Below are 6,090 nucleotides of genomic sequence, written 5' to 3'. Positions count from 1 at the left end.
GGACCCCCCGGTCCTGCCGGTGCCGCTGTTTCAGCCGTCTGTTCCCGTTGCCTTTTACCCACCGCGGGTCCCCCCCGTTTCGGGGGCGGCACCGGCGGTCGGCGTCGCGTCAGTGACCGGAGCCGTAGTGGCCGCCGAGCTGGTCGCGGTAATGCGGATCCCCGAGATGCTTCTCCTTGTCGAATTCCGGCGCCGCCTTGATCTCGTCCTTGGTCCGGGCCACATGGATCGTCCTGTCCTCGTGACGGACCGACGTGATCGTTCCGGCGGGCAGCAGGACCTGCTTGCCGAAGATCCAGACGCCGGTGTCGACGACGATGTACTGGGAACCGACCTCGTCGGAGTGCTTGTCGACCTTGCCGATGTGGCCGTCGGCAGCTTCCACCCGGTAGCCGGAGAGATCGTCGTCGGGCGTGTGCCCGCTGGTCGGGGCGTAACCCCAAAGGTTCTCGTTCACGAAGAATCCTCCAACTCGTTCTTTCCGCCGGAGGTTGACGGGTGTCCCCTCCCCGGCCGCTGACACCCGCGGCCCACGGATACTTCACAGACCCGGTTCGGGGTGGCCTGAAACCGACGAATCAGCCGGAACTCGTCGCGGCGTGGACCACCGGCGCCCCACAGGGCGGACCGCACTGTTCCGGATCCGCTCGGGCCCGTTCCGGACAGGCACAGTAACGTTTCGCTGGGTAATCACCCGACGGCTCAACGTGACGGTCGCGGCGTCGACGCCGCGCTCGACGATCACCCTTCCGGTTGACACGCTTTTCCGTCATCTCCTGTAGCAAGCGCACAAAAGCTCCACAGACAGACCACTATGTGACGCGACGACGACCACGTCTGAGGGGGGCTGTGGCGTCGCGCCAGGGGGTTGGTCCGCTCCGAGGGAGCGGTGCTCACCCCTGCCCGGGGAGGGGACTTCACCGCATGAAGCGGACCATTCGCGCGACCGCGCCCACTGTCGGCGCGCTCAGCGCCTCGACCGGCCCGCCGGCCGGCCCGGCGCACGCGAACGCCGCGCACGTACGCGACGGCCACGACCTGCCGACGGGCGCGCCCGAGCACGTCGCCCACAGCCCGGACAACTGAGCCGCGCACCGACCGAAGATCCCGTACGCGCCTTCGCGGACGGGACGGGCCCGACCACCCCAACCTCGGCCGTGGAGCACATCCATGCACGTTCCCCGCGGCGCGCGCCGCAGCACGACGCGCGTCACCCTGCTCACCGAAGGCACCTACCCGCACAGTCACGGCGGCGTCAGTGTCTGGTGCGACCAACTCGTCGCCGGCATGCCCGACTTCGACTTCGGCGTCATCGCCGTGACCGGCACCGGACGTGAACCCGCCGTGTGGGACATTCCGGCACAGGTCTCGGACGTCGTCACGGTCCCCATGTGGGGGCCCGTGCCCGCCGGCCGCCCGCCACGCGGCCGGCGCCGCAGGCAACTCACCGCCGCCTACGAACAGTTCCTGGCCGCCCTGCTCGATCCGTGCGCCGAGGACGGCTTCGCCACCGCCCTGTACGCAATGGCGCGGGCCGCGGCGGACGGGACGCTGAGTCCCTTCCTGCGCGGCGACCGGGCGATCGGCGTCCTGACCGGCGTGTGGAACCGCCCGGGACTGGCCGTCCGCGAGGCCCGGCCGACCCTGCACGACGCCATCACCGCGACCGCCCTGCTGGAGCACGCGCTGCGCCCGCTCACCGCGCCGCTGCCCGAACACGGGGTGGCGCACGCGGTCAGCGGCGGCGTCGCCGTACTGCCGGGCCTCGCCGCGCTCCAACGGCACGGCGTCCCGCTGCTGTTGACCGAGCACGGCGTCTATCTGCGCGAGCGCTACCTCGGCTACCGCACGGCCCCGTACCGCTGGCCGGTCAAGGCGGTCGTGCTGGGCTTCTTCCGGCTGCTCGCCGAGGAGACCTACCGGCGCGCGGCCCTGATCACTCCGGGCAACCGCTACAACCGGCTGTGGGAGGAACAGGGCGGTGCCGCGCCCGAGTCGATCCGTACCGTCTACAACGGCGTGGACCCGGCCGCCTTCCCGCACGCCGGCCCGGAGCCGGAGTGCCCGACGCTGAGCTGGGCCGGGCGCGTCGACCCGATCAAGGACCTGGAGACCCTGATCCGGGCGTTCGCGCTCGTTCGGGCGCATCTCCCGGACGCACGGCTCCGGTTGTTCGGCGGCACCCCGCGCGGCGGCGAGGCCTACCGCGAGCGCTGCGAGGCGCTGGCCGCCGAACTGGGCCAGGCGGAGGCGGTCACCTTCGAGGGCCGTGTGGACGACATCAAGGACGCCTACGCGGCGGGCAGCGTCGTGATGCTCTCCAGCATCAGCGAGGGATTCCCGTTCACCCTGATCGAGGCCATGTCGTGCGGGCGGGCGACCGTCTCCACGGACGTGGGCGGGGTGCGCGAGGCGGTCGGCGACAGCGGTCTCGTCGTCCCGCCACGCGAACCGGCCGCCATGGCCGCCGCCGCCCTCGAACTGCTCGGCGACGCCGGGCGGCGCGCATCGATGGGCGAGGCGGCCAGGCTGCGCGTCATCGAGCAGTTCACCCTGCGGCAGACGGTCGACACGTTCCGGACCATCTACCGCGAACTGTCGGCGCTCGGCGGGACCGGCCCGCGCGTTCCCGCACCGGCCGGCGCCCCTCCGGCGGTACCGGCCGGCCGCGCGGCCGCGTCCAGGTCGAGGAGCCTCGTCGGATGAGCGGACCGATGGCGCTGGAACCGGGCGGCACGGGCGGCGACACGCTGTCCCTGCGGCTCGCCGCCGCCCGCGCGCCCGCCCGGTCCGGCCCCGGTGCGGAGCGGGACGCGGTCGACCGGCTCGCCGCCGAACTGGCGGACGGCATCGGCCCGGCGGTCCACCCGTACGAGGTGGCGGCCCTGCTGGAGTCGGAGGGGCTGACCGCCGACGTCATCCAGGAGCGGTACGGGCATCCGAACCTCTTCTCGCTCGCCTCCGCGCTGTACGAGCGGGTGCCGCGCACCTTTCCGGAGCCGCCGCGACCGGCCGACCCCTGGCGTCCGGACCATGTGCGCTGCGCGCTGCGCGGGGCACTGTTCGCTCTGCCGGGCCTCGCCTACCTGCTGACCGCGCCGCTGTGGCACGCGGGGCGTGCTCTCAGCGTCCTGGTGGTGGCCGGCCTCGTCTCCTGGGCCTGGGGCCAGGCGCTCGGCCACCGCGCCTACGTGCGGATGGCCACCGGCCGGCGGGAAGCGGGCCGGACCCTGCTCGCGGGGGCGCCGCTCGGCGCGCTCACCGCGACGGCGGCCGGGGCGCTGACCGCGGGGCTGACCGGCGGGTCCGGCACCGCGATCGAGGTCGCCGCGGCGCAGTCGGTGTATCTCGCGGCCGCCGGGGTGCTGCTCGTCCTCGGCGGGGAGCGGCTGCTGCTGGCCGCGCTCACCCCGCTGATCGCCGGCGCGGCGGCGCTGCCCTGGTGGGACCCCGGCCCCGTGCCGCGGGTCGCCCTGGCGCTGCTGTCCGTACTCGGCTCGGTCGCCGGGGCCGGCCGGGCACTGCGGGCGGCGCTCGCCGCCTCCCCGGTCCCGGGTACGGCCCGTCCCTCGCTGCTGCGGTCGCTGCCGTACGGCGTGTTCGGGCTGTCCGCCGGGGTGCTGGTGCTGCTGGAGGGCCGGCAGCATCCGTACGCCGTGGTCGTGCTGACCCTCAGCATGGGACCGGCGGAGTGGCTGCTGTACCGGTATCGGGGGATGTCGGTGTCGGTGCTGCGGGCGACCGCGACGCCCGCCGCCTTCCTGGTGCGTTCGACCGGCGTCCTCGGCCTCTGTCTCCTTCTCTACGTGCTCCCGCTGCTGCCCGCGGCCCTGCTCACCGGCGCGGAGCCGGCCCCGCTGCTGCTGCTCGCGGCCACGCTGTGGACCGCGTTGCTGCTCCAGGCGTTCGGGGCCGCCTGGCAGCCGGCCGTGGTCTGTCTGGCGGCTGCCTGCGGTGCCGCCTCGGCCACCGTGCTCCGCTCCCTGCCGGGCACCGACGTGCTGAGCCTGTCCTGCGGTACTGCCTGCCTGTGTCTGGCGGCCTGTGCCGTGCGGCTGCTGGGGCGACCGGCCCCGCACGCCTGAACCATCCCGCACCGCCCTTCCGGACGGATCCGGAGGGCCGCCGTGCCGCCGTCCGCACCACCCATCACCCATCACCCATCTCACGAACAACCAACCGGAAGGACCAACGAGTTGACCACCCAACCGCTCGCCGCCGTCACCGGAGCCGAGGGTTTCATCGGCTCCCACCTCACCGAGGCGCTGGTCGCCTCCGGGCATCGGGTGAAGGCCATGGCGCAGTACAACTCCTTCTCCTCGTACGGCTGGCTGGAGACCCTGCACCCCGACGTCCTGGACCAGGTGGACATCGTGCTGGGCGACGTCCGGGATCCGGGTTCGGTACGCGGGCTGGCCGAAGGCGCCGACTGCGTCTACCACTTGGCCGCGCTCATCGCGATCCCGTACTCCTACCAGGCACCGCACAGCTATGTGGACACCAACGTCACCGGCACCCTCAACGTGCTGGAGGCGGTACGCGCGCTCGGCACACCCCGGCTCGTGCACACCTCCACCAGCGAGACCTACGGCACCGCCCGGACCGTGCCCATCACCGAGGACCACCCCATCAACACCCAGTCCCCGTACGCCGCTTCGAAGGCGGGCGCGGACCGGCTGGCCGACAGCTACCACGCGAGTTTCGACACGCCCGTGGTGACACTGCGGCCGTTCAACACCTTCGGCCCGCGCCAGTCGATGCGCGCGGTCATCCCCACCGTCATCGGCCAGGTGGCCGCCGGCGAACGCGTCATCACCCTCGGCGATCTGCGGCCCACCCGCGACTTCACCTTCGTCAAGGACACCGCGCAGGCGTTCCTCTCCGTGGGCACGGCGCCCGCGGACCGGGTCGTGGGCAGGACCTTCAACGCCGGTACGGGCGGGGAGATCTCGGTCGGCGACCTGGTGGCGCTGATCGGCAAGGTGATGGACACCGCACTCGACGTGCGCGAGGACGAGGGGCGCATCCGGCCGGCCGGCTCCGAGGTGATGCGGCTGGTCGCCGACGCGACCCGGCTGACCGGGGCGACGGGCTGGAGCCCCGCCCACGACCTGGAACAAGGGCTCGCGCGGACCGTCGAGTTCTTCCGTGAACCGGCGAACCTGGCCCGCTACAAGACCGGCATCTACAACATCTGACCCCGTTCGCCACGCACCACTAAGGAAAGCACCCCATGCACGCAGTGATTCTGGCCGGAGGCAAGGGCGTTCGGCTGCGGCCCTACACCACCGCCCTGCCCAAACCCCTCGTTCCCATCGGCGACCAGCACGCCATCCTGGAGATCGTGCTCCGCCAGCTCGTCTCGTCCGGCTTCACGAGTTGCACCATCGCCGTGGGTCACCTGGGCGAGATCATCCGCGCCTACGTCGGCGACGGGTCCCAATGGGGCCTGGCCATCGACTACTCCACCGAGGAGAGCCCGCTCGGCACCATGGGCCCGCTGCTGACCATGCGCGACCGGCTGCCCGAGTCGTTCCTGGTCATGAACGGCGACGTGCTCACCGATCTCGACTTCGGCGACCTCCTGCTGCGGCACCGCGGTTCGGGCGCCCCGCTGACCATCGCGACGTACGCGCGCAAGGTACGCATCGACTTCGGCGTGCTGACCACCGACGACCGCAAGGTGGTCGCCTTCACCGAGAAGCCGAGCATCGACTACCGCGTCTCCATGGGCGTGTACGGCCTGTCGCGCTCCACGCTCGAAGGCTACACACCGGGGCTGCCGCTGGGCTTCGACGAGCTGGTCCTCGACCTGCTGGGGAGGGGCAGCGAGCCGCACGCCTACGAGTTCGACGGGTACTGGCTCGACATCGGCCGCCCGGACGACTACGACCGGGCCAACGCCGAGTTCACCACCCGCAAGTCTCTGTTGCTCAAGGGAGCCTGACCACCGCATGCGCATTCTCGTCCTGGGCTTCACCGGCTATCTGGGCGGCCACCGCCGGGTAGGGCGCCCATCGGAACTGCTTGAAGAGCTTGGGGTTGTTGGCCTTCATCGAGGGATACACGAAGGGGTAGTTGATCTCGAAG

At 72.0% G+C, this 6,090-nt stretch carries 6 protein-coding genes; 5 read left to right on the top strand and 1 reads right to left on the bottom strand.

Annotated elements, in window-relative coordinates; all coding sequences use genetic code 11:
• Window positions 1–109 precede the first annotated feature (109 nt).
• A complete protein-coding gene (locus tag ACWEBX_RS36530) occupies window positions 110–457 on the bottom strand; it encodes a PRC-barrel domain containing protein (RefSeq protein ID WP_451889049.1) in 348 nt (115 codons plus the stop codon).
• 467 nt (window positions 458–924) lie between these two features.
• Here ACWEBX_RS36530 and ACWEBX_RS36525 point away from each other — a divergent pair, with 467 nt between their 5' ends.
• From ACWEBX_RS36525 to ACWEBX_RS36505, 5 genes are all read left to right on the top strand, one after another.
• Entirely contained in the window at window positions 925–1,086 is a 162-nt protein-coding gene (locus tag ACWEBX_RS36525; protein ID WP_451889048.1) for a hypothetical protein, read from the top strand.
• An 84-nt stretch (window positions 1,087–1,170) separates the two neighbouring features.
• Window positions 1,171–2,706, top strand: coding sequence for a GT4 family glycosyltransferase PelF (gene pelF / locus ACWEBX_RS36520; RefSeq protein WP_451889047.1), 1,536 nt, complete (start codon window positions 1,171–1,173; stop codon window positions 2,704–2,706).
• Window positions 2,703–4,085, top strand: coding sequence for a hypothetical protein (locus ACWEBX_RS36515; protein WP_451889046.1), 1,383 nt, complete (start codon window positions 2,703–2,705; stop codon window positions 4,083–4,085). Before pelF ends, ACWEBX_RS36515 begins: the two co-directional genes overlap by 4 nt.
• Before the next feature lie 111 nt (window positions 4,086–4,196).
• On the top strand, window positions 4,197–5,198 hold the full coding sequence (locus ACWEBX_RS36510; RefSeq protein ID WP_451889045.1) for a GDP-mannose 4,6-dehydratase: 1,002 nt from the start codon (window positions 4,197–4,199) through the stop codon (window positions 5,196–5,198).
• Window positions 5,199–5,233: 35 nt separating this feature from the next.
• A complete protein-coding gene (locus ACWEBX_RS36505; RefSeq protein WP_451889044.1) occupies window positions 5,234–5,947 on the top strand; it encodes a sugar phosphate nucleotidyltransferase in 714 nt (237 codons plus the stop codon).
• The last annotated feature ends 143 nt before the right edge of the window (window positions 5,948–6,090 follow it).

The organism is Streptomyces sp. NPDC005070, from assembly GCF_053600395.1.
This window is presented reverse-complemented; position numbering and strand designations above follow the sequence as displayed.

What these genes read in the sequence shown, in the direction of transcription:
- pelF (WP_451889047.1), top strand. Translation starts at nt 1,171, where the DNA reads ATGCACGTTCCCCGCGGCGCGCGCCGCAGCACGACGCGCGTCACCCTG.
- ACWEBX_RS36505 (WP_451889044.1), top strand. Translation starts at nt 5,234, where the DNA reads ATGCACGCAGTGATTCTGGCCGGAGGCAAGGGCGTTCGGCTGCGGCCC.
- ACWEBX_RS36515 (WP_451889046.1), top strand. Translation starts at nt 2,703, where the DNA reads ATGAGCGGACCGATGGCGCTGGAACCGGGCGGCACGGGCGGCGACACG.
- ACWEBX_RS36525 (WP_451889048.1), top strand. Translation starts at nt 925, where the DNA reads ATGAAGCGGACCATTCGCGCGACCGCGCCCACTGTCGGCGCGCTCAGC.